The 25575-nt window shown below is 53.3% G+C and carries 39 protein-coding genes; all 39 read left to right on the top strand.

All coding sequences use genetic code 11. The annotated features are described in order from the left end of the window. The first annotated feature begins 261 nt into the window (after positions 1 to 261). Positions 262 to 576, top strand: coding sequence for a VRR-NUC domain-containing protein (locus Pan241w_RS05525; RefSeq protein WP_145212157.1), 315 nt, complete (start codon positions 262 to 264; stop codon positions 574 to 576). Between the two features lie 103 nt (positions 577 to 679). Then, positions 680 to 1021, top strand: coding sequence for a hypothetical protein (locus Pan241w_RS05520; RefSeq protein WP_145212154.1), 342 nt, complete (start codon positions 680 to 682; stop codon positions 1019 to 1021). A gap of 34 nt (positions 1022 to 1055) precedes the next feature. Continuing rightward, positions 1056 to 1286 carry a hypothetical protein gene (locus tag Pan241w_RS05515; RefSeq protein ID WP_145212151.1) on the top strand — a complete coding sequence of 77 codons (231 nt, stop codon included), beginning with the start codon at positions 1056 to 1058 and terminating at the stop codon, positions 1284 to 1286. Continuing rightward, on the top strand, positions 1273 to 1608 hold the full coding sequence (locus Pan241w_RS05510; RefSeq protein ID WP_145212148.1) for a hypothetical protein: 336 nt from the start codon (positions 1273 to 1275) through the stop codon (positions 1606 to 1608). Before Pan241w_RS05515 ends, Pan241w_RS05510 begins: the two co-directional genes overlap by 14 nt. Next, a complete protein-coding gene (locus Pan241w_RS05505) occupies positions 1598 to 2065 on the top strand; it encodes a hypothetical protein (RefSeq protein ID WP_145212145.1) in 468 nt (155 codons plus the stop codon). The genes Pan241w_RS05510 and Pan241w_RS05505 overlap by 11 nt, the downstream gene beginning before the upstream one ends. Beyond that, positions 2062 to 3060: a hypothetical protein gene (locus tag Pan241w_RS05500; protein WP_145212142.1), complete on the top strand. Its 999-nt coding sequence runs from the start codon at positions 2062 to 2064 to the stop codon at positions 3058 to 3060. The genes Pan241w_RS05505 and Pan241w_RS05500 overlap by 4 nt, the downstream gene beginning before the upstream one ends. A gap of 1 nt (position 3061) precedes the next feature. Then, positions 3062 to 3898 (top strand): TlpA family protein disulfide reductase, encoded by an 837-nt coding sequence (locus Pan241w_RS05495; RefSeq protein WP_198000340.1) that lies wholly within the window; start codon positions 3062 to 3064, stop codon positions 3896 to 3898. After that, positions 3895 to 4194, top strand: coding sequence for a hypothetical protein (locus tag Pan241w_RS05490; RefSeq protein ID WP_145212136.1), 300 nt, complete (start codon positions 3895 to 3897; stop codon positions 4192 to 4194). The genes Pan241w_RS05495 and Pan241w_RS05490 overlap by 4 nt, the downstream gene beginning before the upstream one ends. Next, on the top strand, positions 4194 to 4484 hold the full coding sequence (locus tag Pan241w_RS05485; protein WP_145212134.1) for a hypothetical protein: 291 nt from the start codon (positions 4194 to 4196) through the stop codon (positions 4482 to 4484). Before Pan241w_RS05490 ends, Pan241w_RS05485 begins: the two co-directional genes overlap by 1 nt. 522 nt (positions 4485 to 5006) lie before the next feature. Further along, a complete protein-coding gene (locus tag Pan241w_RS05480; protein WP_145212131.1) occupies positions 5007 to 5291 on the top strand; it encodes a hypothetical protein in 285 nt (94 codons plus the stop codon). Between the two features lie 108 nt (positions 5292 to 5399). Continuing rightward, positions 5400 to 5984 carry a hypothetical protein gene (locus Pan241w_RS05475; protein WP_145212128.1) on the top strand — a complete coding sequence of 195 codons (585 nt, stop codon included), beginning with the start codon at positions 5400 to 5402 and terminating at the stop codon, positions 5982 to 5984. A 55-nt stretch (positions 5985 to 6039) separates the two neighbouring features. Then, positions 6040 to 6297 carry a hypothetical protein gene (locus Pan241w_RS05470; RefSeq protein ID WP_145212125.1) on the top strand — a complete coding sequence of 86 codons (258 nt, stop codon included), beginning with the start codon at positions 6040 to 6042 and terminating at the stop codon, positions 6295 to 6297. Positions 6298 to 6341: 44 nt separating this feature from the next. Then, positions 6342 to 6521: a carbon storage regulator gene (locus Pan241w_RS05465; RefSeq protein ID WP_145212122.1), complete on the top strand. Its 180-nt coding sequence runs from the start codon at positions 6342 to 6344 to the stop codon at positions 6519 to 6521. Further along, complete coding sequence (locus Pan241w_RS05460; protein ID WP_145212119.1) at positions 6499 to 6882, top strand: hypothetical protein; 384 nt, start codon at positions 6499 to 6501, stop codon at positions 6880 to 6882. The genes Pan241w_RS05465 and Pan241w_RS05460 overlap by 23 nt, the downstream gene beginning before the upstream one ends. A gap of 207 nt (positions 6883 to 7089) precedes the next feature. Continuing rightward, positions 7090 to 7299 (top strand): hypothetical protein, encoded by a 210-nt coding sequence (locus tag Pan241w_RS05455; protein WP_145212115.1) that lies wholly within the window; start codon positions 7090 to 7092, stop codon positions 7297 to 7299. Positions 7300 to 7312: 13 nt separating this feature from the next. Next, positions 7313 to 7603, top strand: a complete 291-nt coding sequence (locus Pan241w_RS29280; RefSeq protein WP_198000339.1) for a hypothetical protein — start codon at positions 7313 to 7315, stop codon at positions 7601 to 7603. A 29-nt stretch (positions 7604 to 7632) separates the two neighbouring features. Continuing rightward, positions 7633 to 7851: a hypothetical protein gene (locus Pan241w_RS05445; RefSeq protein ID WP_198000338.1), complete on the top strand. Its 219-nt coding sequence runs from the start codon at positions 7633 to 7635 to the stop codon at positions 7849 to 7851. A 5-nt stretch (positions 7852 to 7856) separates the two neighbouring features. Next, positions 7857 to 8129: a MutS N-terminal domain-containing protein gene (locus Pan241w_RS05440; RefSeq protein ID WP_145212109.1), complete on the top strand. Its 273-nt coding sequence runs from the start codon at positions 7857 to 7859 to the stop codon at positions 8127 to 8129. An 11-nt stretch (positions 8130 to 8140) separates the two neighbouring features. After that, the gene (locus tag Pan241w_RS05435) at positions 8141 to 8521 is read left to right on the top strand and encodes a LexA family protein (RefSeq protein WP_145212105.1); all 381 of its coding nucleotides are present in this window, start codon (positions 8141 to 8143) and stop codon (positions 8519 to 8521) included. Between the two features lie 266 nt (positions 8522 to 8787). After that, positions 8788 to 9696, top strand: a complete 909-nt coding sequence (locus Pan241w_RS05430) for a ParB/RepB/Spo0J family partition protein (protein WP_198000337.1) — start codon at positions 8788 to 8790, stop codon at positions 9694 to 9696. After that, entirely contained in the window at positions 9696 to 10088 is a 393-nt protein-coding gene (locus tag Pan241w_RS05425) for a LexA family protein (protein WP_145212098.1), read from the top strand. Before Pan241w_RS05430 ends, Pan241w_RS05425 begins: the two co-directional genes overlap by 1 nt. Continuing rightward, positions 10085 to 10402 carry a co-chaperone GroES gene (locus Pan241w_RS05420; RefSeq protein WP_145212095.1) on the top strand — a complete coding sequence of 106 codons (318 nt, stop codon included), beginning with the start codon at positions 10085 to 10087 and terminating at the stop codon, positions 10400 to 10402. Before Pan241w_RS05425 ends, Pan241w_RS05420 begins: the two co-directional genes overlap by 4 nt. A gap of 534 nt (positions 10403 to 10936) precedes the next feature. After that, positions 10937 to 11173 carry a helix-turn-helix domain-containing protein gene (locus Pan241w_RS05415; protein WP_145212092.1) on the top strand — a complete coding sequence of 79 codons (237 nt, stop codon included), beginning with the start codon at positions 10937 to 10939 and terminating at the stop codon, positions 11171 to 11173. Between the two features lie 38 nt (positions 11174 to 11211). Continuing rightward, positions 11212 to 11811, top strand: coding sequence for a hypothetical protein (locus Pan241w_RS05410; protein ID WP_145212089.1), 600 nt, complete (start codon positions 11212 to 11214; stop codon positions 11809 to 11811). Then, positions 11696 to 13237 carry a phage terminase large subunit gene (gene terL, locus Pan241w_RS05405; RefSeq protein ID WP_198000336.1) on the top strand — a complete coding sequence of 514 codons (1542 nt, stop codon included), beginning with the start codon at positions 11696 to 11698 and terminating at the stop codon, positions 13235 to 13237. Before Pan241w_RS05410 ends, terL begins: the two co-directional genes overlap by 116 nt. Positions 13238 to 13239: 2 nt before the next feature. Then, complete coding sequence (locus Pan241w_RS05400) at positions 13240 to 13554, top strand: hypothetical protein (protein WP_145212085.1); 315 nt, start codon at positions 13240 to 13242, stop codon at positions 13552 to 13554. Positions 13555 to 14201: 647 nt separating this feature from the next. After that, on the top strand, positions 14202 to 15119 hold the full coding sequence (locus Pan241w_RS05390; RefSeq protein WP_145212081.1) for a phage minor head protein: 918 nt from the start codon (positions 14202 to 14204) through the stop codon (positions 15117 to 15119). Between the two features lie 498 nt (positions 15120 to 15617). Further along, positions 15618 to 17417, top strand: coding sequence for a phage portal family protein (locus Pan241w_RS05385; protein ID WP_145212078.1), 1800 nt, complete (start codon positions 15618 to 15620; stop codon positions 17415 to 17417). Continuing rightward, a complete protein-coding gene (locus tag Pan241w_RS05380) occupies positions 17417 to 18688 on the top strand; it encodes a hypothetical protein (protein ID WP_145212075.1) in 1272 nt (423 codons plus the stop codon). The genes Pan241w_RS05385 and Pan241w_RS05380 overlap by 1 nt, the downstream gene beginning before the upstream one ends. Positions 18689 to 18779: 91 nt before the next feature. Further along, on the top strand, positions 18780 to 19562 hold the full coding sequence (locus tag Pan241w_RS05375; protein ID WP_145212070.1) for a hypothetical protein: 783 nt from the start codon (positions 18780 to 18782) through the stop codon (positions 19560 to 19562). 163 nt (positions 19563 to 19725) lie between these two features. After that, entirely contained in the window at positions 19726 to 21018 is a 1293-nt protein-coding gene (locus Pan241w_RS05370) for a phage major capsid protein (protein WP_145212067.1), read from the top strand. A 99-nt stretch (positions 21019 to 21117) separates the two neighbouring features. After that, positions 21118 to 21768, top strand: a complete 651-nt coding sequence (locus Pan241w_RS29655) for a hypothetical protein (RefSeq protein ID WP_232107360.1) — start codon at positions 21118 to 21120, stop codon at positions 21766 to 21768. 107 nt (positions 21769 to 21875) lie between these two features. Further along, a complete protein-coding gene (locus tag Pan241w_RS05355; protein ID WP_145212059.1) occupies positions 21876 to 22124 on the top strand; it encodes a hypothetical protein in 249 nt (82 codons plus the stop codon). Positions 22125 to 22178: 54 nt separating this feature from the next. Then, positions 22179 to 22475: a hypothetical protein gene (locus tag Pan241w_RS05350; RefSeq protein ID WP_145212056.1), complete on the top strand. Its 297-nt coding sequence runs from the start codon at positions 22179 to 22181 to the stop codon at positions 22473 to 22475. Between the two features lie 5 nt (positions 22476 to 22480). Continuing rightward, positions 22481 to 23221 carry a hypothetical protein gene (locus Pan241w_RS05345; RefSeq protein WP_145212054.1) on the top strand — a complete coding sequence of 247 codons (741 nt, stop codon included), beginning with the start codon at positions 22481 to 22483 and terminating at the stop codon, positions 23219 to 23221. Next, on the top strand, positions 23221 to 23523 hold the full coding sequence (locus tag Pan241w_RS05340) for a hypothetical protein (protein ID WP_145212051.1): 303 nt from the start codon (positions 23221 to 23223) through the stop codon (positions 23521 to 23523). The genes Pan241w_RS05345 and Pan241w_RS05340 overlap by 1 nt, the downstream gene beginning before the upstream one ends. An 8-nt stretch (positions 23524 to 23531) precedes the next feature. Continuing rightward, a complete protein-coding gene (locus Pan241w_RS05335) occupies positions 23532 to 23930 on the top strand; it encodes a phage virion morphogenesis protein (RefSeq protein ID WP_198000334.1) in 399 nt (132 codons plus the stop codon). A gap of 14 nt (positions 23931 to 23944) precedes the next feature. Then, positions 23945 to 24841: a phage tail tube protein gene (locus Pan241w_RS05330; RefSeq protein WP_145212045.1), complete on the top strand. Its 897-nt coding sequence runs from the start codon at positions 23945 to 23947 to the stop codon at positions 24839 to 24841. 80 nt (positions 24842 to 24921) lie between these two features. After that, entirely contained in the window at positions 24922 to 25365 is a 444-nt protein-coding gene (locus tag Pan241w_RS05325) for a hypothetical protein (protein WP_145212042.1), read from the top strand. The last annotated feature ends 210 nt before the right edge of the window (positions 25366 to 25575 follow it).

Here is a 25575-nt window from a genome sequence, read left to right as displayed (position 1 = left end):
CACTAATCAGAGACATCGCGGACAGAAATTAAGAGTGACTGTTGCGCGCAGTAATTTCTGTCAGATCAGTGAGAAATTAAGAGTCGATACAGGTGTCGTTAATTTGTTGCCAATCAGGCAGAAATTAGTCAGACTTCGAGGCTCCGCTAATTTATATGATGTCACACAGAAATTAGTCGCCACTCGAAGCGGCAGTAACTTCTGTGTGATCGACGAGAAATTAACAGGCGATATAACCCGCGCTAATTGGAGAATTTCTCAATGGGATTAACACCCGAAGGTCGCGTCACCAAGGCGATTAAGGATTACCTCACAACCCTACAGCGTGCAGGGCTGCCTATCTGGTCGGTCAAAATCGCCGGCGGTAAGTTTCAGCAAGCCGGTCTCCCCGACTGGCATATCACCTATCGCGGACAGTCGCTCTGGGTCGAAGTCAAGAAGCCCGGCGGTAAACCAACCGATTTGCAAACCGCAACAATAGAGAAGATACAGAGGGCGGGAGGCGTCAGTTGCGTCGTTACCAGTGTTGATGAGGTGAAAGCGTTGCTAAGAAAGCTTGACAGTCAGTCTGGATAGCGTAATAATTTTACATTAACCAACTCAACCCCTGTGACGAAGGGGATCAATCGCCGCGATGGCCGTCACGGTGTAGAAGCTAAATAACTACACAGGTTCTTTGATGACGGACCAGTTGACCGAAACGGTCGAGAATGCAGTCGAAGAGGTTATTCCTGCACGCGGGCTCTATATCCCAAAGTGGGTGATCGTCTCAGTGATCATCCCGATTGTTCTTGGAGGTGTTGGGGCGACTGCCTTTATCACGAGCAAGATTAACGATCAGGTGCAGAATGACACCGTGCAAAGCCAGCAGTTGATTCAGATTGGCAACAAGCTCGACTCACAAAAAGAGCTGATGCTTTCCCAGAAGGAGCTGATGCTACGGCTTTACGACAGTCAGCAGCGGCAGATCAACCAGATTGAGGCGAGGATCGAGAGTCGGATCTTCGGTAAGACGGAATAAAAATCCCAGACCGGATTAAAAAGAGGAACGAGAAATGCCTGAGAAGAAAGTCAGTGGCAAGTGGGAGTGGTTGAAATCTGACACAGTGGAATGGATTACGAACATTGCAATCTATGGCGCTGCTGTTGGCGGGATTGCAGTTCTGGAACAGGTCCAGGCGTTGCACATTGAAAATCAAATGCTCGCGTCTTTCGTAGGGCTGGCCGCCGGCTATGCGATCGATGCTCTGAGACGTTGGAAAAAGGATAACAATGCAAACGTTTAAAAGCTGGCTACCAATCATCGCCGCCATCGTCGGTTTTTTTCTGATCGGCAACGGCGGATTCACTCTCTCTGATGCTTTGAATATGGACACCTCGAACCTGAGTGTGCTCATCCAAGGCATTGTTAGTCTGCTCGGTGGTCTCGGTTTCAGCGGAGCAGGCATGTACTTTAAAGGAGCCGGTACTGATCCCAGCACTTACGATCAAGATGTAAAGTCCATCAAACATCTGGCGTCGACCTGCAAAGGGTGTGACGAAGCTGAAGAAGCCTTGGAAGTCATTCACAATCGCATCTTAAAAAGGCTTTACGGAGATGACACGTAAACTACTGCTGATAGCTGTGTTATTGCTTCCCGGCTGTTACGTCGGGCCGAGCAATCCAAGCGGGCCAATGCCTTCGCCGGACGTTCCACAACCCTCAGTCACCGATGACTGGGGGTTTGGTTCTACCCTGCCCTCTCAATTCACCGGCAAGCCACAGCTCGCCGCCGATGTGGCTGCGGTTTGCAATGCGTTCGCCGATCGTGTTGAGTTCGATGGCAAACAGGACGAGCCGAACATCATCAGTTCAACTGATGTAGGGCTGGTCTTTGCGGAATGTATGTCGTTTGATCTGCTCGGCGGCGATCCAGCTTTAGGTCCATTCGCTGACACAATCAGCAATGCTCTCAGTAAAGAACTGGAACCGGATAACGAGGCAGTCGACCTCTCCAGTGGTCAACGCAGGCGAGTCGTGCAGATGTTTCAGGCGATGGCCCAGGCTTTGCGGGGTGGGAAATGATTCAGCAGGTTAATGGCGTTGATATCGCAGATCTGTGCGGATGGAAACCCAACCCAGCAGGCGTGACGTCTATTCTCAATGATCCAAGCAACCCCTTCCCAGACTTCACAAACGCAACGTACAACCTTCGTGGTCAGTTTGCAGCGGATATGGAAGAGACATTGCTTTACGAGCCGTTACTCTGGGCTGACCCAAGTTACCGACGCGGCGCACAGGCAATCGGTTCGTGCGTTGCATGGGGGGCTGAATTGGCTGCCACGCTTATCACTGCAAAGATGGCGTATAAGTCACGATCAAAGAAACGATACGCAGAGGCGGCAACTGAAGCGATTTATGGTGGTTGTCGAGTTGAAACCAATGGCGGGCGTCGTGGTGGTTACTCAGACGGTGCCTATGGTGCGGCTGCTGCTCAGTTCATGAAAGAATGGGGCGTTGTTTATCGCAAAGATTACAGCCAGGAAACTGGAATCTCAGAACATGACCTCTCCCAATACTCAGGCAGTAAGGAAAAAGAGTGGGGCAACTGGGGCTGCGGCGGTCGAAACGATGGCGGGAAGCTCGACCAGGTGGCCAAAGGGAACCCGGTCAAGCTGATCTCCAAGGTTAACAGCTTCGATGATGTGGCGGCAGCGATCGCCATTTCAAAATGCCCGGTCACCATTGCATCGGATTACGGCTGTTCAATGCGGAGAGACCGCAACGGCTTCTGCAGTCGCTCTGGCTCGTGGTCGCACCAGATGTGTCTGATTGGCGTCAGGTTTGATAAACCAGGTGCTCTCTGTGCCCAAAGCTGGGGGCCGAACGTTGCCAGCGGACCGAAGTATCCCGCATCAATGCCTGACAATATCGCTGGCTTTACATGGTGGATTCCGGCACGAGACGTGGACTGGATCTGCCGGTCGGGTGACTGCTGGGCAATTGGTGATTATGCGAACTGGCGACGGGACCGGACTGATTTCAAGAAAATATTTAACCGCTTTACCATCGGAGCATGAAATGAAGTGTGAAACAGAATTGGCTGATATGACTCGCTATCTCGGTTTTTTGGAGTCAAGGTTTACCGGGCTAATCAGTGACAACATCAACTTGAGACTGCAACGTTACGCTTTAATCGCGATCACCTTGGTTATGCTTGTTATTACGCTCTGTGGTTGCGATCAGAACGCCTCAGGCTACGAGCCGGACAAAACCACCATCAAAGCAGAGGTCGCATCCCAGATCGCGTTCTACGAGCCTCAACCGGCGAGCAACCCAAAGGTGCAAACAACCTGCGACGAATGCAGAGGCACGAAGCAGGTGCGTTCTGGAGACGGCCTGGCAATGGTGCCGTGTTCGTGCGGGGAAAACTGTAAGTGCCAGCGGACCGAAGAGGCCAAGGTTGGTCCACCTGTCGGGAATCGAATGTTGATGTTTACGGCAACCTGGTGCGGGCCTTGCCAACTGTGGAAGCAGAACAACGTCGCCGCTTTAAACGCTCAGGGCTGGACTGTCGGCCCGTCTCGTGACGATCACATTCAGACAATCAATTATGACGTGAGTCAGAGTCTGGTTCGCCAGTACGGCGTTGGTCCGATCCCGGTGTTTATCATGATAAACTCGGCAGGTCAGGAAGTAGCACGACATACAGGTAATAACCTAAACGCTATAGAAACCGCCGAGTTTTTTTATAACAACCAGCCGTTGCCGCGCAGTAGTTATCCACCGGCTCCTGAAGCAGATCCGATTGAGGACGTTTCAGAAACGGCGTGGCAGTCACCGCCACAGCGGCCAGCGATGGTGACGCGGCGAGGTCGGATCATTTCGCGCGGGTGTCGCGGCGGGCGGTGCCGATGAGAAAACGCATCATCGACGGCCTGCAAAAGCTGATCGAAAGCGGCGGAGTGAGTGTCAGTGACGTCGCGACGGTCAAGTGCCATTCCGGCAAGCGACTCCAATTTGTCATGACATCCAACGCAGGGAAGTTGCGTATCGAATTTGCAGCACCAAAGCCAACTGTTGAGATCCGAAAGATCTTCAAGGTTGTGCCAGAGGTCAACGCTATCGAGCTGGACGATACTGGTATCAATATCGACCTCGCCCTGTTTCCTGATATGTCTTTCACTTACGAGGAATTGGAGAATTACGCCTGATGCCCTACTCCGCACAGCAGAAGCACAGTCAATGGGTTGGACTGCACAAGGCCGCGAAACAGCGGTTTAAGTCGCGATGGTTCCTCGCTGATCGGCGTGAGGTCTTTGTGCATGCCCTCTCGATCGCTCAGGAGCACAGCGACGTTGATGACCCAGTTGAGTTGAGGCAGATCGTCCTCGACGACGTACGTGATCGCATGGGGCTTACCTGGATCGCTCTGCTGTGGTGGCTGCTACCCAAACTGACCGAGTGGTTCGTGATATGGTGGTTGGAGAACCGCAACTCCTAGGTGATTTCCCTTACGCGGGGCGTTTCCGACAAATATCCCCGCGCGATGAGGTGCATGCGTGAAAAAACTCCCTATATAGAGGGGTTTTTAACTTCTCGCTCATCGCACAGAGAGTAAGAGCCAACATTGTTGGTCTTAATCCCGGATCGATGCGACACAAATTAACGGACGATCGAACCCTGGTTATTTTCTGATCGATCGCACAGTAATTAGCAGCCACTCGAACCCGTCCTTATTTTCTCGCTGGTCGGCCAGAAAATACCATCAACTATAACGGCGGTTAATTTCTCGTCGATCACACACAGATTAACAACAACTCGAAGCGGCGTTAATCCCTGTAAAATCGCACGGAAACCAGTGCTTTTCGCCCTGCCCCGCCCGGCGGCACCTCAATTCAGATTATTTTTATTTTTTATGCCGAAAGTTATATAATGCCCTTGCATCGTTTATGCCGATAGTTATAATAAGGACATAAGAGTTAACCAAACGACTCGAGTAATTCCAAACGAAAGAGGTGAGACCATGAGACGCGAATTCAAAACAACCGAGTTTACTTTCGAATGCGAAGAATCCGAACGTGAGTACATCTTCGAAGTCGGTTTCTTTCATTACACCGACGACAGTCGGGTTTACGTTGAGGACATCGAACTGACTTTCCTTGAGTGTCTTGATTCAGAACGTGAAAACGTAATTAACATCACTCCTGAGCAGGAGCGGGAAATCACAAGCGAAATCATGACTCGCTATATCGAGCGAGTCGAAGAGTGCTGTGTCAAGGAGATCGACACGGCGGCAGCTTACAGCTAGTCCCTTGACGGGATCGTCCGGGCAACGGAGGCCCACACCGCTCCCCGCCAAGCAGGCGGCGGGGAGTTTTTAAAAAAACATTCAGATTTCATAGCAAGGGAGAAGACCATGTTAGTTGAGACTTATGAAACACCAGAAGTAGACGAACAGGGAACAGTCGAATGCGAGGCCGAAGCTCTTGAGCTAATTGAATCGCTCGATCTAGAGGGTCAGCGCGAGCTGACAAGACAGACTGAAGACGGCGAGGTGAAGCGTGTTCCTTATCCCAAAGTTACTAAAGAGCAAGGGGTTGTTATCCAGGCAGTTTGCCCGAAGGAAACAAAGCTGAATGAGTACAGCGATCAGGCTATCCCGCTCCGAATACTTCAGGTTGCAGCACATGCAAAAGACCTATTTGATTACTTGGTGGTATGGCATCCTGAAAACGCAGACGAGAAAGATCCTTATCTGATCGGTTGCAACGGCGAGTCCTGGAGCAGTAGCAGAGAGCTATACCTGCTCGCACGTTGGGGCGAGGAGCTTCTTCCGTGGGGCGAGATGGTTACCAAGGCCGGAGCACTCATTCGGGGCAAACGACTCACGAAGCTTCGTGAGATAGTCTCCCTTGCTAAAGCGGCTATCGAGGCTACAGAGTCTGCTGATCCAGAAGCCGCTATCGAACTGAGCGCTACGCCATCTTATTACGATCACTAATCGCTGAAGCGGGCTACCTCAGGTTTTTTAAATCAAAGCGAAAGAGGAATCGGCGATGGTAACAAGTCTTGAGATCGAAGCTATCGAGATGCTCACGGCCAGTGAGCTTAATGACAACGTGATCTCTGTTTACGAGGTTCCCGGCGGTATCGTGGTCGATTGCGGCAACATGGAATACACGATCGGCGCGGAAACAGTCGCGTTCAAATCTGAGGGGGCTACCAGTTCAACAGAGCTTCTTGCCGACTGTGTCAGGGATTTTCGTAAGTGGGCCGACTTTCTGGAGAAGATCGGCAATAAGCTCAAGGGGTAACCCCCTGTTAGTAAATTTTCAGACCAAAGGTGAAAGGATTCACAGTGCTGGTATTAGAACGCAAAGTAGACCAACGGATCAGGATCGGCAACGACGTCGAGCTGGTCATCATTAAAACATCCCGTGGTGCCGTGAAAATCGGTATCGCCGCCCCGGATGAAGTAAAGATCGTCAGGGGTGAGCTAGTTAAGGAATCGGAGTATGAGCACGAGAACGCAGCTTAACGATAATTCGGAAATGAAAATCCTGTCGTTTTCGGACGAGGTTCAAAACGCCGTTAGCTTGGCGGTTTTGAACTACTTGAAGAAAGGCGATTGGATTAGTCCGGGTTACACTGAGAGGATTCAGATACCAGCAAGCCACATTCGGGCTGTTTATGAATCTATCGACATGAATCGCGTGTACGAAATTGTTGGCGAGAAGGTCGAACAAAAGATCGCTGACGCGATATTCAACAAGATGGCAACAGAGATCGCAAACGACACAAAGCAGATTATGTGTCACACCGAGCTGAGGGAGGATTGCCGCTCTGTGATACGTGAAAAAATTCGAGAGTCGATGGCGGCTCTAGGCGAACCAGATTGACCCTCGGAGCCTGAAAAACTGCGAAGTAATCGTCGCTGCAGTCGACGTTAAAGGCGGCACTGCAGGTGCTCCAGCGCGAACTGGAATGCCAGACATAGAAGCCACGCCGAAAGGCCCGGAGCCTATGGTCGGGACGGCAGTTTCAACGGCTGACACTCGGGAAAGACCGGGGTTTTAAAATTATACCTATTCAAGAAAGGATGTGAGATGACGACAACAGTGACAGTTGAAGCACACTGCGACGCAAGCACGACGGAGGTCCAAATTGCCGTGTCGAATGGCGGGTCTGGCGAAACGCACATTGTGCAAGATGGGCATTCCCATCAGTTGTGCATTCACGACGACCGCGAAGTGACTGTGCGTGAGGTCCCCAAAGCATCATCTGCGGACTATCAATTATCTTCCAATGGGGGGTGATCAAGAGGACCGAATGATGAGGTGGTTTGGTTTTGGTCACTTACCAGATGACCTGAAAGCGGTGTCCGGAGAGTTTTATGCGATCGCTTGTACGTTGACCGCACTTGTCGAGCCAGGACCGGAAAGAACAGTCGCGCTTCGAAAATTGCTCGAAGCCAAAGATGCGGCGGTTAGTGAAGAAGCTACCTATAGAGGAATAAAGAGCACCGGCATGCAAAAAACGAGCTTCCCCGATCGCGACGTCAGTGAACAGCCGGGACACTATCGGGATTGGAGCTCGCGCTCTTTTTGTATTTTGGGATGATTGAGGCCATGAGAGGCAGGACAGTAATTGTGAAGTGCGAGCGATGCAAGCAGGAGTTTCGCGCAAGAGTCGCTGACCGCAAGCGTGGCTGGGGACGGTTTTGTTCGAAGCGATGTAAAGCGATTAAGCAGGAGTTTCGCGCAAGAGTCGCTGACCGCAAGCGTGGCTGGGGACGGTTTTGTTCGAAGCGATGTAAAGCGATTAAGCAGACCTACGGTCGGCGTTCATTTATTCCAGGGGGGGGATGATCGCCATGGCGAAAACAAAGCAAAAAACACCGCTTGAACGGCACGATGAGATCAAGCGGAGCAACCCTGGTGTAGTCCTGTTGTTTCGCACGGGCGACTTCTACGAAGCGTTTCGCGAAGACGCGGAGATCGCTGCTCGTGTGCTGGGTCTTACATTGACGACGATGACGAAATCCTCAGACGACCCGGTAACAAAGGTCGGCTTTCCGTTCCATTCGCTTGATGACAGTTTACGAAAACTGATCGAAGCCGGTTATCGGTGTTCGATCTGCAACTGAAAGGCAGTGTCATGAAAACAACTCAACCAACAACTCGTCAGAAACTGACCGAAAAGCAGCAGTCGATCTACGACTTTATTGAGCGGCAGATCACTGTGCTCAGGGTGTCGCCGACGGTACGGGAAATCGGAGACCAATTCGGAATCCGTTCTTCCAACGGGGTCCTGTGCCATCTGCGAGCCCTTGAACGCAAGGGGTGGATCAAACGTGACCACTACCTTTCGCGCGGGATTACGTTAATACCCGTGATCACAAAGCATGAAGTCGAGACCTGTAACGGCTCATGTTTCAAGATTGGCGACACGATCGTTAGGTGTGTCGGTCCAGAGGGTCAGTTTGTAAATCTTGAAATCGAGACATCCGAGCAGGTTAGTGAGGTTTTCGAAGAGTAAAATGAGTTACCATCTACCGCCAATAGAAATCAGAGGGAACGACAAGCCTCGCCGGTGGAGTGCTGCAGACCCATTGACAATGGACGAGAGAACGGCGGTTGATGAAATGATAGTCAAGAAGCTTAAGCAACAGGGAGTGCCGCCGGGGACGAGCGTGTTTCTTGTTTATGATCGACGCGAAAACAGTTTTGAGTACGTTGTTGGCAACCACTGGGATTCGCCTCACCGTTATGTCGGCACGATTTCAGGGTCAGGGGTTTAGTAGAGTGACAGTTCAAATTAACGCAGGAAGCGTAATTCATATTCCTCTCGAACAGATTCGCCCCTTCGCGAATCAACCGCGAAAGGACTTCGACCCGAAGCAGTTGCAGGAACTCGCTGGTGCGATCTCAGTGGTGGGCCAGCAGGTGTCGGCCATAGTAATCGCTCTCCCCGAAGGCGGCCAACATCGTTTCGAACTGGTCGACGGGGAGCGCCGCTGGCGTGCTTGCAAACTTGCCGGTGTTGAAACACTGAAATGTGAGATTGTCGAAACTTCCGGCGAGGCAGATCAGTACCGCCGTTCGGTTGCTTCAAACTTCGGGCGGGCAGATCACACACCGCTTGAGATCGCCGATGCGATCAAGGTGCTGCGGGCAGACGGGATGACGATCGAAAAGATCGCCGACTTGTTCGGGAGGTCGGTTCCGTGGGTGTGTAATTACCAGTCGTTGCAAAAGCTATCCGACTCCGTGTTGAAGCTTCTGAACCACCCTGAGAAAGATAAACGACTGCGAGTGAGCCACGCCTTCGCAATCGCGTCACTACCAAAGAGTGAGCAGATCAAGGTTGCGAGAGATTGCGTCAGTCAGTCGATGCGGCCCTATCAGCTGAGCCAGCGGGTTCGAAGCACAAAGGTTCAACTGGGAATCGCAAGGCCCGAAGACCGCGATTCTCACGACGACTGGATGGTTATAGTTCGCTTTGTGGATCGCACATTGGGCGACCTACAACCGCTGATGGATATCGACGAAAACTGGATACTGCGGATTTTGTCAAACCGCAATGAGAGGCAACTGGACAACCTGGATGTTCTGGCAGAGGAACTGGCGAGCGAGATGACAGCCTACACGGAATTCATCCGAACACTGATAAAAAAGGCTCGAAATCAGGGTCGGCGAAAGGAAACCGCGTAATGCAGGAAGCAATTGAACGACGACCACTCACCGAGCGTCAGAAGCAGTATTATGAATTCATTTGCCGCTTCACCGTGGCGAATTTCAGAGTTCCAAAACTCGACGAGATCGCACAGGCGATGGGTGTAATAAAAAACTCGTCGGCAATACCGACCGTGAATACGCTGATTCGGGACGGCTACCTGAGACGGCTTGAAAGCAATCGTGGTTTCGACCTGGTTGTCAAGGAAGATGAGCGGCAATACATCCGCCTGTCGCCGGGCGAAGGGGCGACGATTGGCAATGTCTACATCGGCTTGGTTCAGACAGAGGAGAGCTGCGAAGGTGATCCGATTTACGTGATTGAGGTGATGGCTCCGGATGTTCTGGGAAAGTTGGAGAGGTGCAAATGAAATACAAGGCAATCCCACTCGGTGAGCGAGTTTTGATCACAAAGGATGACGACCAAAGGCAGTCTCGCGGCGGTATTATCCTACCGGACGCGAGCAAGGTTCCGACGATCACCGGTCGCGTCATTGAGATATCCCAGCAGGTGAAAAACGACCCGCTGATTCCGATCCGTGTGATGGACAAGGTTTTGATTCAACCACAATCGGCGACGCCCGTCAGCTACGATCAAACGAACAAGCAGTACATCGTTCACGTGGATGATGTGATCGCTGTTTTCGAACCGATTGAGAAATCAGAGGTTGAGGTGACTCCATGACAGAAAGCAAGGAACGGCGAGCGGTTCACGGGCCGGCGAGCGGTTCACGGGCCGGAAATCGGGCGACGTATTCGACGAAGGCGAGAAGAGCTTGGTCTAAGGCAGCACAAGCTGGCCGAGATCCTCGGTGTGTGCAGTAGTCTACAAGCATCCGGAGGAGACACCGTGGTTGACATGAAGAACGCGGGACCGCACGGGTACTCGCAGACTTACATTGGTCTCGGACAATCAGAACTGGACCCGAGGATGCTCCCTGATGCCAGTGTGGAGATCGCCGAGATAAATTCGCTTCGCAGGCGGGCGGTGTCAATCAAGCCGATTATCACGCTACCTTGGGGCACGGTGTGGTTTCACTACATCGACTCTGGCGGGAAGGTGATCGGAACGACCGTGCAGCCTCCGGGCGGCTGCGAGATACTTTGTGCGTCTATTTCTGAGGAACGACGATCCTGCGAAACCAACCCTTGACGAACCGGCATAATCGAGTATGATTTAGTTTATGTCGTTAGTTATATTTAGAAGCAGGCAAGAGACATGGCAATGGAAACCGCGAAGGCGGATGATGAAAAGACGGACTGGACGGTGCAGCAGATCCTGTACGACAAAGTGATTGAGGCACGCAACAGTGGCATGTCGGTGAGTCAGATCGCACGCGATAGCGGCGTGACTCAGCCGGTGCTGTCGCGTTGGCTCAGCAACACAGGAAAGGAAACGATCAGCGGTCCGACTGTGGATAAGCTGGCGAAGCACTTTGGTTTGACGCTGCAGTAGTTTATACCGTTTGACATATAGACTTGACGGACTGAGTCATGAAGACACATCTCGACACAGCCCTGATTGATCGTCGCCGCGAACTTGTTTCACGCTACAAATCAAGGGGGATGACAGTACGTGAGATTACAGACCAACTGGCCAGTGTGAAGCACATCGATCCGGTGACAGGCGAAGAGGAGCCGTTCTGGAACCCTGAGACCGGCGAGCCGTGGACCAGGGGGACCGTTCAGAATGATATCAATTACATTCGCCAGCAGTGGCGGGAGCGAGCCAGCGAGAACGCCGATGAGATTTTCGGCGAACAGCTCGCCGACCTCAACGAGGCGATCCGTGCGGCATGGGAGCAGGGGGATATTGGTCTCGTCATGCGGGGCCTCAAGGATCGTCGGGAGTTACTCGGCCTTGGTAGCAAGACGCTAAAACTGGAACACTCGATCGACGGTGAAGATCTGCCGCCGTTGCTCAGCATGGAAGCACTGAATATTGATCAGCTCGCAACTATCGTCGAAGCATATCGAATTGCTGGACCAGCTGCCGACAGCAGCGGGGTCGCTGGTGCGCCGTCTTCCGAACAACCGACTGGCGATATCATCGAAGTTAGTGGCGGCAGCGGAGCAGGAGCTGGCCCAGCGTAGCCTGTACCACTTCACGAAGCAGGCATGGCACATCCTGGAGCCGGATGCCCCCTTCGTTGACAACTGGCATATTAAAGCGATTGCCGAGCACCTGGAAGCGATTGTGAACCCGGTGAATGACGACACGCTCGGGCTCCGTGACTTTCTGATCAAGAAACTTTTGATCAACGTTCCGCCAGGGGCGATGAAATCTATTCTGGTTAATGTGATGTTCCCAGCCTGGACATGGGGACCGAACAACAAGCCGTCGAAGCGTTTCTTTTACGCGAGCTACGATCAGGCGTTGTCGATGCGAGACTCCGTGAAGTGTCGCGATCTGATTCGCTCTGATTGGTATCAAAAGCGATGGGGTAAAATCTTCAGCCTGAAGTACGGGCAGGACCAGAAGAAGAAATTCGAGAACAACAAAAAAGGCTGGCGGATGGCGACCAGTGTCGGCGGAACAGGCACCGGCGAACACCCCGACGTGATTGTGGTCGACGACCCGCACAACGCACTGCAGGCCGAATCGGAGAACGAGCGGAAGACGGCGGTTGAGTGGTGGTCCGGGACGATGGCAACTCGCGGCGTATCGCGGCAGAGTTCTCGCGTGATGATTATGCAGCGGCTGCATGACCAGGATCTCTCGGGTCATGTGCTAACGAAGGAGAAAGGCTGGCTCCATATCTGCTTGCCGATGCGGTTTGAGTTCGACCGAATGAAAACGACGCCGCTCGGATTCAACGATCCACGAACTGAGGTCGGGGAGTTGCTCTGGCCTGCTTTGTTCAACGAGCAGGCTGTCGATGATCTGGAAAACACACTGCGTGCTGTCAGTGAGGCGAGCATCGCCGGGCAGCTGCAGCAGCGACCTCCAGAGAAGTTTGACGGAGCGGAGTGGCCTGCTGGCTATTTCAAAGAGGGAATCTGGTTCAGCGAGTGGCCCGATCCGAAGGATATTATTCTAAAGGTCGTTACACTGGACCCGTCGAAGGGGGCGACCGAAAAGAGCGATTACCAGGCTTACATCAAGCTCGCTGTTGCGAAAAATGGAACCTGTTACGTCGAGTGTGACATGGAGCGGGAGGACATCGCCCGAATGGTGATGCGCTGCTTCGAAACGTATGTAAGCTTCGGTCCGGACCATTTCGCCATTGAGGAGAACTTTTTTGAGGGGATGCTGTCAGGGGCGGTAAAGGCGCAGTCGCAGGCGGCGGGCTTCATGATTCCGGTGATCGGCATCACGAACCGACTGAACAAGATTCAGAGAATTCGGCAGTTGACGACGTACCTCGCAAATGGCGAGATTCGGTTTAAAGCCGGTCACATTGGCACGGCACTGCTCGTGAACCAGTTGAAAGCGTTTCCGGGCGGTACTCACGATGACGGCCCTGATGCGTTGGAGATGGCGATGCGGACGGTGCGGGAACTTTTATTAGGAGAATAGTGATGGACAGACGTGGATTTTTAGCAGCAGTGGTCGCGGTGGCTGCGGCACCGTTTGTAGTGAAGAAGTCGGAGCGGGGATGGATCGGTGATGGGGTGAATATCCCGGCAGGTTACAAGATCCTGGATGGCGAACACAGGATTGAACTGCCAAACATGGCCGTCGTCCCCGGCACTGCCTTCACCTTGACATACAGGGGCAAAACTACTCGCGACATTCCGTTCGATGCCAGTCAGTGCGAGGTTGACGCTGAGGTGATAAAAATTGGTCTGTCGCCGGGGGACGTGTCAGTTCCGGGGGATTACGGACTAGGGTAGCAAGTGTTGATTTCTATCTCGACCGACTGGGAGTAACAACCACTATAGTGAGCAGTATTTTGTCGTCGATCACACTGGGATTACTGCGCATTCGAACGACGACTAATTTGTGAGTGACGTGTCAGAAATTAGTGACAACTACAGTCGGTGGTAATTCGTGAGCGATGCGACAGAAATTAGTGGCAACTCGAAGCGTCACTAATTTGTGTGACGGCGAACAGAAAATAACGAACGTTATAACGTGGCTTCGTTTCTATGCGATCATACAGGAATTAGTGGAAACTATAAGCGGCGCTGATTTCTGTCGACGTCGACAGAAATCAGCGCAACCGCAATGCTGGTTAACTGGAGAATGTGATGACAGCAACAAGCAGGCATAGAGGGCACCCGATCCGGTATGATGTGGAGTCAGACTGTTGGCGGTATATCGACAGTGGCCAGGGGACGGTTTGTAACCCAAACCGCCGCTGTGGCGTCTGCAACCAAGAGGACACACCAGAGGGGCATGACCCCTGCCTCGGCACCCTGCCCTGCGTGTTGAATGCCTGCTGCGGTCACGGCGAGGACAACTGTGCTTACGTGCAATTCCCAGATGGAAGCGACATCAGAGGGATCGAAGCTATTGAATACTTCAGAGGGGTAAAACAGTGCCAAAACTAACCAGTATTAACCAACTCGACCAACCCCTGGTCAAGTCAATCGAAGACCGCATCAACGTCAAGCTCGACCAGATGCCAGAGGAGCTGATTCCGCGACTTCTGGATGAACTCGGAGACCCGCCGAACCCGGAGAACATCACCAGCGGCTTTGTAACTTTGATCACCATGACTATCCAGGATCAGGTTCGCAGAGTAGTTGACAAAAGGTTCGAAAACCACTTAAAGAGGTTATTCGACAAATATCCCCGCGAGATTCAAGCGCATCTAAAAACCGCGCCTTATATAGGGGGGCCGCCCGCGAGCTGGTGGAATGAAAAACAGCAGGAGCTTGAGAACTCACTGGCTGTCTTCCTGATCGCCGCCTATGGCCTGTCGGCGAAGTGGCACGGGATGGACCAGCGGGTCGCCGAGATCCAGTCGGCGAAGTACGCGGCCTCGCAAGCGAAGTCGGTCGCCGCTGGCTTCATCGAGAATTCGCGAAACGCCATGGAGAAGATGCAGGCAAACTGGGCCGCCGCAGCCGCGACGGTCGGTGGTTTATCGATGATGGCGGACAACCTGAAGGCGAGCCCGCCCGCAACAAAAACAGCGGGGCCGCCCGCGAGCACAAAGCCGCCGAGTTTCTCCGATGTGCGGCATGCCCTGAAGGAAGTCTTCAGCCCCGCCCGAATCGAACGCATGGCCGTCAGCGAAGTGACTGATGCCATCACTCACGCCGGGGAAGCAACAAAGCAGCAGGCCGGTCTCAGCTCGGAAGAGGATACCTGGTGGACTGAGGATGATGACCGCGTGTGTCCGATCTGCGAGCCGCTCCATGGTCAGCCGCGTTCGGTCTGGGCTGAGAAGTTCCCGCTTGGCCCCAAAGCCCACTACAAATGCCGGTGTCGCATCGCTTATGCCAGTTAGTTTATGCCGTTCGTTATTATTTCCAGCTTTATTTGCAAGAATTCCAGAAAACACGTTGACACCCCGGACCGGAGCAGGCAAGATGCCAGCAGACCAAGTGAATTGTAATAATATTTCATTATCCGAAAACAACCGGAATCAGTCGAGGCGAGCACATGACCTGCTTGATCAAGCGATACTTGAAGCACTTCAGAGCCGGTCGGGCCGCGAAGTTTCTCGCATTTCGGTAGTGATGCCAAAGCACGGCTCCAAGCTTGGGAATCCCAAGTTGATTATTGAGTCGTCCTGAAGCCGGTAGTGAAACTTCAATAACCGCACAAACCTGAAAGTGATGAAGAGAGCTGCAGCAGCTTATTGACCGCAAATCCTGAGCTGCTGCCACAACGAACCTGCTGCACGACGCAGTATCCAACCTGTTCATGGATGGGCAAACCATAAGCCCACGAGCATAACACTTAACCGTGCTCGTGGGCTTTTTGCGTAGATAGGGAAGTTTTTGTGAGCAACGGAACTGCACAGCACAATCACAGCACGGCTGTCACGGTTGAGGATCTTCGGACCCGCCGTGATGAGCTTAAGCTGCTGCGCGAGGTCCGAGAGCTTGAGTATCAGGAGATCGCTCGTTCACAGTCGCTGACCGCTGAGTCACTGCATGGCTACATGGATTACACGAACTACGTTGATCCGCGTGAGTGGCTGACAGACTCGTTTGGTCAACCGCTGGGTGCGATGCTCGGCATGGCGGCGACTGACGCCCGCGAAGATGGGCGTGACCGTCCAGTCATCGAGACTGAGCAGGATCTCACTGACATGCGGAGTATTGCCCGCGTGATGGTGAAACTCAACCCGTACCTCACTGGCGTGCTCGATGACTTGACGAATTACGTAATCGGCACCGGCTTTACCTACACGGCGATGGGCCGCAGTAAACGCAACGCAAACCCGCAGCTGGTCAGTATCGTTCAGGATCTTCTCGATGAATTCGAAGACCTCAACAAATGGTCGGGGAACCTCGAGCGCGAAATTTTTCAACGCGGCACACGCGACGGTGAGGCACCCTTGCGGTTACATCACGTTGGCTACGGTCAGGTGAAGTCACGCATCGTTGAGCCCGAATATATTACCGAGCCTCGCGGCATGGTTCGCGAACTTGAAGAGTACGTTGCTTTTCATCATCCACATCTGTTGAACTGGGACAGTGAGCCGAGCAGCTGGTCGTTTGGCGTGCATACACCGGAACGGGATATCGAAGACCACCTCGGTTACTTTGCCGAGTGGAACGCCAGTGGCAGCGACTGGGAGTACATCTGCGCGAGCGACATGGTGTTTATCAAGTCGAACACCGACCGCAACGTGAAGCGTGGCCTCAGTGATTTCTATCCGGTCGAGGGATTTAGTGACAGAGCGATGAAGCTTGCTCGCAATATCGCCAGCGGTGCCACCGTGCAGGCGGCGATTGCTTTTATCGAGCAATACGAAACTGGAGTCACTGGATCTCAGATCGTCAGTATGAACGAGGCTGTAAAGTCCTATACCCGCAGTGAGCGTAAACCGGGCGGCGGGATCAAGTTCAATAACGTCAGCCACCTGGACGAGGCTACGAAGCTCGACATGCCCAACGGTCGCAGCTTTATCGCCGGACCGATGGGGCAAAGTTCGGCACCTCTGTACCTCGAAGTTCTACAAGCTTTGCTGCGTGCGATTGGCACGCGTTTCTCGATGCCCGAATACATGGTCTCAGGTGATGCGAGCAACGGCAATTATGCCAGCAGCGTCGAGGCTGGTACGCCGTTTGTTAAAGCCTGTGAAGCGAAGCAGTTCTTCTACTCATCGCATTTCAAAGACATGATGTGGCGTGTGATCCGGTTTGGCTTCGCCGCTGGCCGATTCAAGGGTTACGCGAATTCGTTTCAGGAGATCAAGCGGCAGATCGAGATTGATGTTGCCGCACCAGACATCGAAGTCCGCGACCCGCACATTGCAACGCAGCGGCGTGCGATCCTGTTCGGCAAGGGGATACTCTCCGCGAAGACGTGGGCAGCCCAGGAGGGCGAGGATTACGAGCAGGAGCTTGAAAACATCCGTGCCGACAAGAAGGACAACTTCGAACCGGTGCCAAACATCATCAGTGGTTCGAGCGTAGCGGTGCCTGCAGCGCTCGGTGCCCCTGATATGGAGTTGGGGAACGCGTCAGCACCGACTGCAGGTTCCCCTGCAGAAACTCCCGTTGCATCCCCTGCTCTTGAATCCATCGCAAAGACGATCATCGGCGACATCTTCTCGGAGGCGTACCCATAATGGCAACAGCAACGGTATTGCAACCCGGAACCCAATGTCGCGTACAGGAGAGCCAGTCAGCCCTGATCGGCGTCGCCGACGGCGTGTCGCGGGTTGATCGTGAGAACCGCGTCATTAAAGGCGTCAAGGTAGCCGGCCTGGTTAGTGGCAATTCGCCAGAAGTGCTCGGCATAGATTCCGATCAGGATCATTACAGCTACACGCTGGAGTGTCTGCGGAACGCCGCTCCGCTGTACGAGGGTGTCAGCGTCTTTGTTGATCACCTCGAATCTGAATATGACAACAAGACCGGCAAGCGGCTGCCGTCACAAAAGGATCGCAAGCTCACCGACAAGTTTGGTCAGCTGAAGAATATTCGCGTTACAGAGTCCGGCATGTTCGGTGACCTGCATTATCTCGACGCTCACCCGCTCACGGCGATGGTGACCGAGGCTGCCGAACGGATGCCTGATGCGTACGCATTAAGCCACTACGCATTTTCAACGCCGCAAGTTTTTCCTGATGGCAGTGTGAAAATCGTAAAAATTGACCACGTTGAAAGCGTTGATCTGATCGGGGAACGGCCTGGCACGACGCATGGACTTTTTGAATCTTTAGGAAAAGGGAGCCAAACCACAATGGCCGACGTACTGGAACCTGATGAAACCGCTGCAACAACGGAAATGGAAGACGGTGGAGTCGCCGCACCTCAAACGCTTCGCGAGAAATTGCTCGCCGTGCTGAACAATCCCGAAATGGATGACGCCGCATTGGTGAAAGCAGTGACCGCCGTGCTTGGTGTGACCACGGAAGCCGATGAAACCAGCGCAGATGAAATGGCTGCTGCAACTGAAGCCGATGACACCGACCCCCTTGACGCTGCTGCAACGACCGAGGCTGACGACACTCCCGCTGACGAAACTGCGGCGGCTGCAGAATCCGCCAGCCGCAAGGAGCAGCAGGGCACGGTCACTTTGGAAAGCCGTTTGGTCAATCTCGAAAAGAAACTCGCCTTTGCGGAACGTAAAGACAAAGCCTTGAAGCTGCTGAACTCCCACGGGATTCCCGTGACAGAGTCTCGCATCAGCGTTTTGGCGAGAGCCAAGGAAAAAGCAGAGGTGACTGACCTGCTCAGTGACTGGAAGCAGATCGCACCCGGCACTGGTCGGTCATTGCCTCGGTCTGCACCGCCAAAGCCGAATCTGCAATCCGTTGCACAGGAATCACTGCAACATCCCCAGTCGCAGACAGAGGACCTGAAGTCAATCGCCGCTGACGTGTTGAACGGCTAATCGACGCTAATCGACGCAAAACAACGGCACAAGCCCAGTTTTAGATAAACGGAAAAAACGAAAACATAATTTTCTTTAAGGATAAGAAAACATGACCACTCCACAGATCACCGGGCCAAGCATCGAGACAGAGTCTCACGCAGCGTTCGATGGAACCATCGCGGTCGACATGTACGACCTGATGTTTCACGACAGCGACGATGTAAAGCCTGCTTCATCTCAAGCTGATAAGGGCACAGCCCTGAAGAATCAAGTCGCCTTCGCGCGTAACTTCGCTGGGCTTGCACTTGATGCACGACTTGTGACCGACACGGATGCCGACACGAACTTCCCGCTGGCAACGCATATCATCGCTGTTATGGACTGCACCAGTGCGACGTTCGAAAAAGGCGACATGGTTGCCGCTGTCGAAGCTGCCAGCGGTACGGCACTTGAAAATCAGAAAGTCGTCAAGACTCTTGATCCGACACTCGCCATCGGTCGCGTCACCAAGCGATACGCATCGGCGACGACTCGCGTTGAGTGCGAGTTCATCGCGGCTCAGATCCGCAACATGGCGGCGAATCCTGCGAAGGGACCTCTCGTCTGCGGTGGGTCGAATGTCGAAACGCTGACGGCAAATAAAACCCTGACGGTTGACGACGCTCGCGTGCAGGTGCTCGATCCAGGTGGCGCAGCTCGCGACGTTACCCTGCCAGCTGAGGCTCTGAGCTACGGCGACAGTTTCATTATTGACAACACCGCCGACGCTGCTGAGGCGATCACCGTGAAGGATGATTCTCCGGCGACCGTCGGCACTGTTTCGCAGAATGAAGTGGGTATCTTCTTCTGCGACGGGACCACGTGGCGAATGCTGCAGGGTGCCCGAGTTTAACCCTTAACCGATATAACGCGCCTCGTCGCTGGGGGTGGATGGCGGCCACCTGAAGCCCCTGATTTTTCACTTCGAAAGATCGAAACAGCGACGCGACGAAACGAGATAAGAAGCGACGAGAAACTGATTTCTATTTCTTTTCAAGAGAGAAAGGTTTCTCAAAATGCCAGTTACAGTAGAGAGTGTAAGAAACATTTATCAGCGGCACATGGTCGGTAAGACCGGCGATGCCGCACTGCAGGAAGGGCTCGCCGCAGGTTCGCGGCAGTTCAGTGCCCTGATTGGGCTGACCGACGAGCGTGGTCGCCGCAACCTCAACGAGAACGGTGAGCCGATCATTAATCCTGAAGCCCCGATTAAACTGAAGCAACTCCCGCTGGGTGTTGTGTCCGAAGCAATCCTGGGTATTGGCGGCTACAATCCGCGTACCGTGCTTGAGTCGCCCGGCTCGGCGGTTGCGATGGAGTCAGTCGGTAACACTGCCGTGCAACCGGGTGCGTTCCACAATGTGAATGCATGGGGGTCTGCCTACGGCGGCCTGTTGGAAGTCAAGATTCTCGAAGAGTATCACAAGCCCGCCTTTATTGGCGACAATCTCTACGAGACGATCCCAACCTCACAGCGATGGGAGCGTATGCCTGGAACAACTCTGATTGGAGATGTCGCCGAAGAGATGACACCTGGTCAGCCGCATCCTCGCGTTCAGATCGGTGAGCGGTGGGTTGACACCCCAAAGACTGCGAAGTATGGATTGGGGATGGATGTTACCCGCGAAGCGGTGTTCTTCGATCCGAACGGCAATAACATCCTGCGTCAGGCGGGTGATATTGGCTACAATCTGCGTCTGCGAAAAGAAAAGCGTCAGCTCGACCTGTTTCTCGGCTTGACCAACACCTACAAGTACAACGGTACATCGTATAACACGTACTTGACTACGGGTAACTGGATCAACAAACTGGCGAGTAACGAGCTGGTCGACTGGACCGACATCGACAACGCTTTGAATCTGTTCGCGAACATGACTGATCAGGAGACCGGAGAGAGCATTGCAATCACCGGGCCGTTTGACCTGCTTGTCATGCCTACGAAGAAGTTAACAGCCAATAAGATCGTGCGTGACACGACTGTCGAATCTCGTACCAACAGTGCTGCCGTAGTCAGCTCTGGTGCGAATCCGACGCAGGGTTCATTCAATGGCGATCCGATGAATTCGCCGATTGCCTATCAGCGGCTGCTGGCAAATAGTGTCGCCGAAGCGGATGCAAAGAAGTACTGGTATGTCGGCGACTTCAAAAAAGCCTTCAAGTACATGCAGAATTTCCCGCTGAATGTCACCAAGACTCCTGCGACTTCATACATCATGGTCGACAGCGATCTGGTTCTGAGTGTGTTCGCAACGGAAATGGGTGTACCCGCGATTGTCGAGCCTCGCTACGTGATTCAGTGTACCGGTTAATCACCGGCCTGGCAGTGATGCGGTGTAGTTAATCCATCAGTCCGGCATTCAGTTTTGCCGGGCTGATTTTCAAGTTTCAGTTTTAACGAGAGAAACATTATGAATCAGAAGAATCAAGGCGGCTCGATGAAAGAGGCTGCGAAGCAGGCAGGAGCAAAAAAACCAGAGGGGCAACAGGACAAAGCTGCTGCCGAAAAAGCTGCTGCCGAAAAAGCCGCTGCTGACAAAGCTGCTGCCGAAAAAGCTGCTGCCGAAAAAGCTGCTGCCGAAAAAGCTGCTGCTGAAAAAGCCGCTGCTGACAAAGCTGCTGCTGAAAAAGCCGCTGCTGAAAAAGCCGCTGCCGACAAAGCTGCTGCTGAAGCACAGGAAGCCCTACTGCAAAAGCTCAAGGAAGCTGAAGGCAAATTGGATCAACTCGAAAAGGAGAATGCCGCACTGAAGGACGCTGCCGTTGATTCAGCGACTGAAATCGGCGAGTTGCGCAAGATGAACCTGACGCCGACCAGCGATGACACCGGTTTGTATCAGGCAAGCTTAAAAAGCAACCCGACGCGGTTTGTCAAGGCGAACAACCCTGGCGAAGCACAGCGGATTTACTTCGACTTCTTTGGCGTCACAGCTTCGGAGAACGGTTTCTCCTGCAGTCCTGTCGACGCAGCCCCGGAAGGCGAGCAGGTGATCTACGTCGATGAAGCCGGGAAAGTTTGCTCGAAAACACCTGACGGCGCTTTGCTCGTCGCGGGTGGTTAAACACTACCTCGTTTCTCTCCTCTTTCCGTCGGTGGCGGCAAGGTCTGGGATCGTCACTGACGGGGAGAGGTTGGGAGTTTTAAGAATCGAATCATGAGGCTCAAGACATGGCAACGGCGGCGGAAAATCTTCAGACGAGATACAACGCAATCGCGGCGATTCTGGCGGCGGGTCAAACGCCGGACGGCCAGAGCTTGAGTAACGTCACTGTCAACATCGACGGTGAGCAACAGGACACAGACAAGTACGTACAGCGGTTGTATGACGAACTGGCACGAATCAATGAAGCATTGGGACATGCTGCAGCGAGTGGCGGCCCAACGGCAACTGTGATCTCACAGGTTATGCCGCGTTAGGAGTCGATCATGTCAATGGCGGATAGTTACAAGGGGTGGCACCACAAGGAAGCGGTGACCGTTACGTTCAAGCGTAGCGGTGTCGCCGATGTGGACGTGTCCATCGCCATTGCAAAGCGATCCGCCGTTGACGAAGAGTCCGCGATGGCGGCGGGGGTTCGCTTGACGGGGAATGATCTGTTCTTTCATCTTCCGATTACCCTGCTCGAAGCAGATGACAATTACCCCGGTGAGCTTCGAAACGCCGATGTAATCACCGACGCGGCGGGCGTATCGTGGGTCGTGAAACATCACCAGCTGCTCAGTTATGGAACACGTTACAAGGCCCTGTGTAGTCAGAGTCGGACATAGAATCAATGGCAACTACTCCCGAAATTTCGATCACTGACAATGAAGACGGCACCGCGACGGTGTCGGTCAGCGGGAGCAGTGCGGGCAGTACGAACCTGCTGCGATCTCAGAAAGTTGATCTGCAGCAAAAGACGAACACCTGGACGACGCACACCAGCCGCGTCGGCGATGGCACGATTTCCGTGACGCTCGATAATGGGTTTTACTACTTCTACGTCGAGAGTACATTGAGTGGCGACACGAAAGCCAGTACGCCCACCCGTTCGCGGGTCAGCGATGGGGCCGGTGACATTTTCACGCGTTGCCTCAATGCTGTTCAGAGTACGCTGCAGGAGTTGTCCCTTACCGGGCTTCCTGACAGTCAGGTTTTAATCAAAACGATTCCGCAAGACACACAGGATCTTGCTTTGCCGTGCGTTTTTGTTTGCCCTGCTGCTGCTGAGCAGTTCACGCCCGGTGGCGGAACCAATCAGCGAGACGAAGTAATCTACCCGGTCATGATAGCTTACCTGAAGGGGGGTGATCAGGATTCCGGCAACGATACCGCGCGGCAAAGCTATCTTTCGTCGAGGCAGAAAATCAGCGACGTATTCCGCAATCAGCGGTTAAGCGGGGTCGCCGAATCAGTCAACGTAACTACAAAGTTTTACAACGTCGTCGACGAGAATGCATGGTTTAACCACATGCTGTACGTCGGCGGCATCTTGCTCAATATCACCGTTTGGCAGCCGCGAGGGATGTTTTAATGAAGAAAGTCGTCACTGAAGAAGTAAACCTCTGGAAGGTCAGTACCAACACGCACGGCGGACTGCGGTTCAAAATGGTCGACGAAGACGGAAAGCTGATCGATGAGGAGAGGGCGATTGAACTATACGCCGATCAGATCAGTACGGATAACCGGGAGTTCAGTGCCGAGCAAGTCATGGCTCTCCCCGGATTCAAGGTCAAGCAAATCAGGGATACTACGCGATGTCTGCGGGAAGACGAATCGGAGGAAGTTCAAGAACCATTAGCACCAGAGAGTTCGGGGGATTCCTCGACGGAGTAGTTGACCGATTGGAGAAACCGCAGGCAGCGGGCGTGCTGGCGGAGTGGAGTGACATTCTCGCAGGAGATTTATCGCAGTCATTTTTAAATAGTGAGACGCCGGACGGCGAAGGGTGGGAGCCGTTGAAGCGGCGGCGTCCGAAGGGACACAACCAAGGGGAACGCCCATTGATTGACATCGGGGCACTAATGCAAAGTGTGGTGTCTGATGGTCAAGGGCACATTGAGATAATAACAGCGGATTCGATGACATTTGGAACCAGCGTTGAGTACGCCGGTGTGCATCAGTTTGGAAGAAAAGACGGAACAGTACCGGCGAGGCCGTTCATCGGCATTCCGGATAAAACATTTAACACTGCGATGCAGATGCTCAGCGAGCATGTCATCACCGTGATCGATGCAATTTAATAAGGAACGCAATCATGGCGGAACCATCAGTCGGCACAACAACGCGAATTGCAATTGACACTGCCCTGCCCTTTGACACTAGCTCGATTCCAATTGAGCACGTCGGGCAGGAGTCTCTCGTTGAGGCTCAGGTGATCGACGAGACTCAGGGCAACACGGGCACGATGGAGCATATCTCTGAGCGAACCCGCTTAGGGCAGAAGCGATGCAGTGGGTCGTTTCAACTTGCCTGCGACCGACTGGCCCTTGATACGTTCCTGCCACTGATCCTCGGCGCCGCTGAAAGCACAAATGTTTTCGCGCTGGCGGATTCAATACCGGAATTCGTCATGATGGTGGATCGCGGTCAAAAGGTTTACACGTACTCCGGCTGTCGGGTTGCGCGTGCTACGTTCTCAGGGTCGTCAGGCCAGATGTTGATGCTCAATCTCGATATTGAAGCGGAAACAGAGACCCAGGGTAACGCCGGGACATTCCCAGCGATCGCCACGCCAACGGGATCGCCGTGGCGGCTTGAGGACGGCGTGCTGACGCTGCAGAGTGCGACTCGTGAATTCAATGAATTCAGCCTCACGATCGAGAATCAGCTCGACACCGAGCGGTTTGAGAACTCACTCACGCGAATCGACATCCCCCTGCTTGACCGCGTGATTTCCCTGAGCACAAACCACCCCTGGTCGAGCGACAACATCGATTTGATCAAGCAGGACCTCGCCGGTGCCGGCGGGTCGCTCGTGTTCACGAATACGGAAGTCGCGACAGATATCCTGACATTTACGCTTGGGACAGTTCAGTACCCGACGCGCACGCCAGGCACTGCGAAAGCACAGACGACGAGGCTTCCTTTAGAGGGTATGGTCCGTAAGGTTGGCAGCACGGCCAGTCTTGTCGTGACCAATGCACACGTATAGTGTGATTTTGCTGCTGAAGCCGGAACTATAACTTAACAACGCTTAATTAAAACCAGAGAAACAAAAACGGAGAAACAGAGATGTCGAGAGCATTCATTCCAGATGGTTACACCGAAGACGGTTTCATTGCTGAATCCAAAGGGGTTCACGAGGCGGTGCGATTCAAGTTTCGCCCCGTCCTCCCTGAGGCTGTGCGGGCACTGATGCACAATTTCTATGAAAAGACCGCGAAGGCTCAAAGTGATATCGTCAACGAAACGTTGAAGCGACAACTCGTCGAATGGGATTTATGCGACCTGAGTGATACACCGCTGAAAATTACGACATCCAATCTGTGCCGCATTAAGAAGCCGCTGAAAGACCGCCTGTTTAACATCGTGACTTGCTACGAGGGTAGCGATGACGACCAGGATTCCGATTCTCAGAAAGAAGATGAAGACCTCAACTTCGATGAACTACTATCCGGCGAATCAGACGGCGCAAAGACTCCAGCTGAAAAACAGTTGGAAGAGGTAAAAAACTAAAAACCGGGGTGGAGCTGATCTTGCTCTATCCCCAGTTTGCTCATCGCGATTGTAGTCACTGTCTGAAATGGGCGTATAACGACAAGCCGGGAGCAGAACGATATGGAGAGATCGAAGAGTTTAAAGGTGAGCCGCAGCGGCGACACCCGAAGCACCTGCCGTTGTGTCAAACTAAGGACGGGTGCCCGAAAGGAACACCAGGGGGGCAGA

It is taken from the genome of Gimesia alba (assembly GCF_007744675.1).
Classification (GTDB): Bacteria; Planctomycetota; Planctomycetia; order Planctomycetales; family Planctomycetaceae; genus Gimesia; species Gimesia alba.
This window is presented reverse-complemented; position numbering and strand designations above follow the sequence as displayed.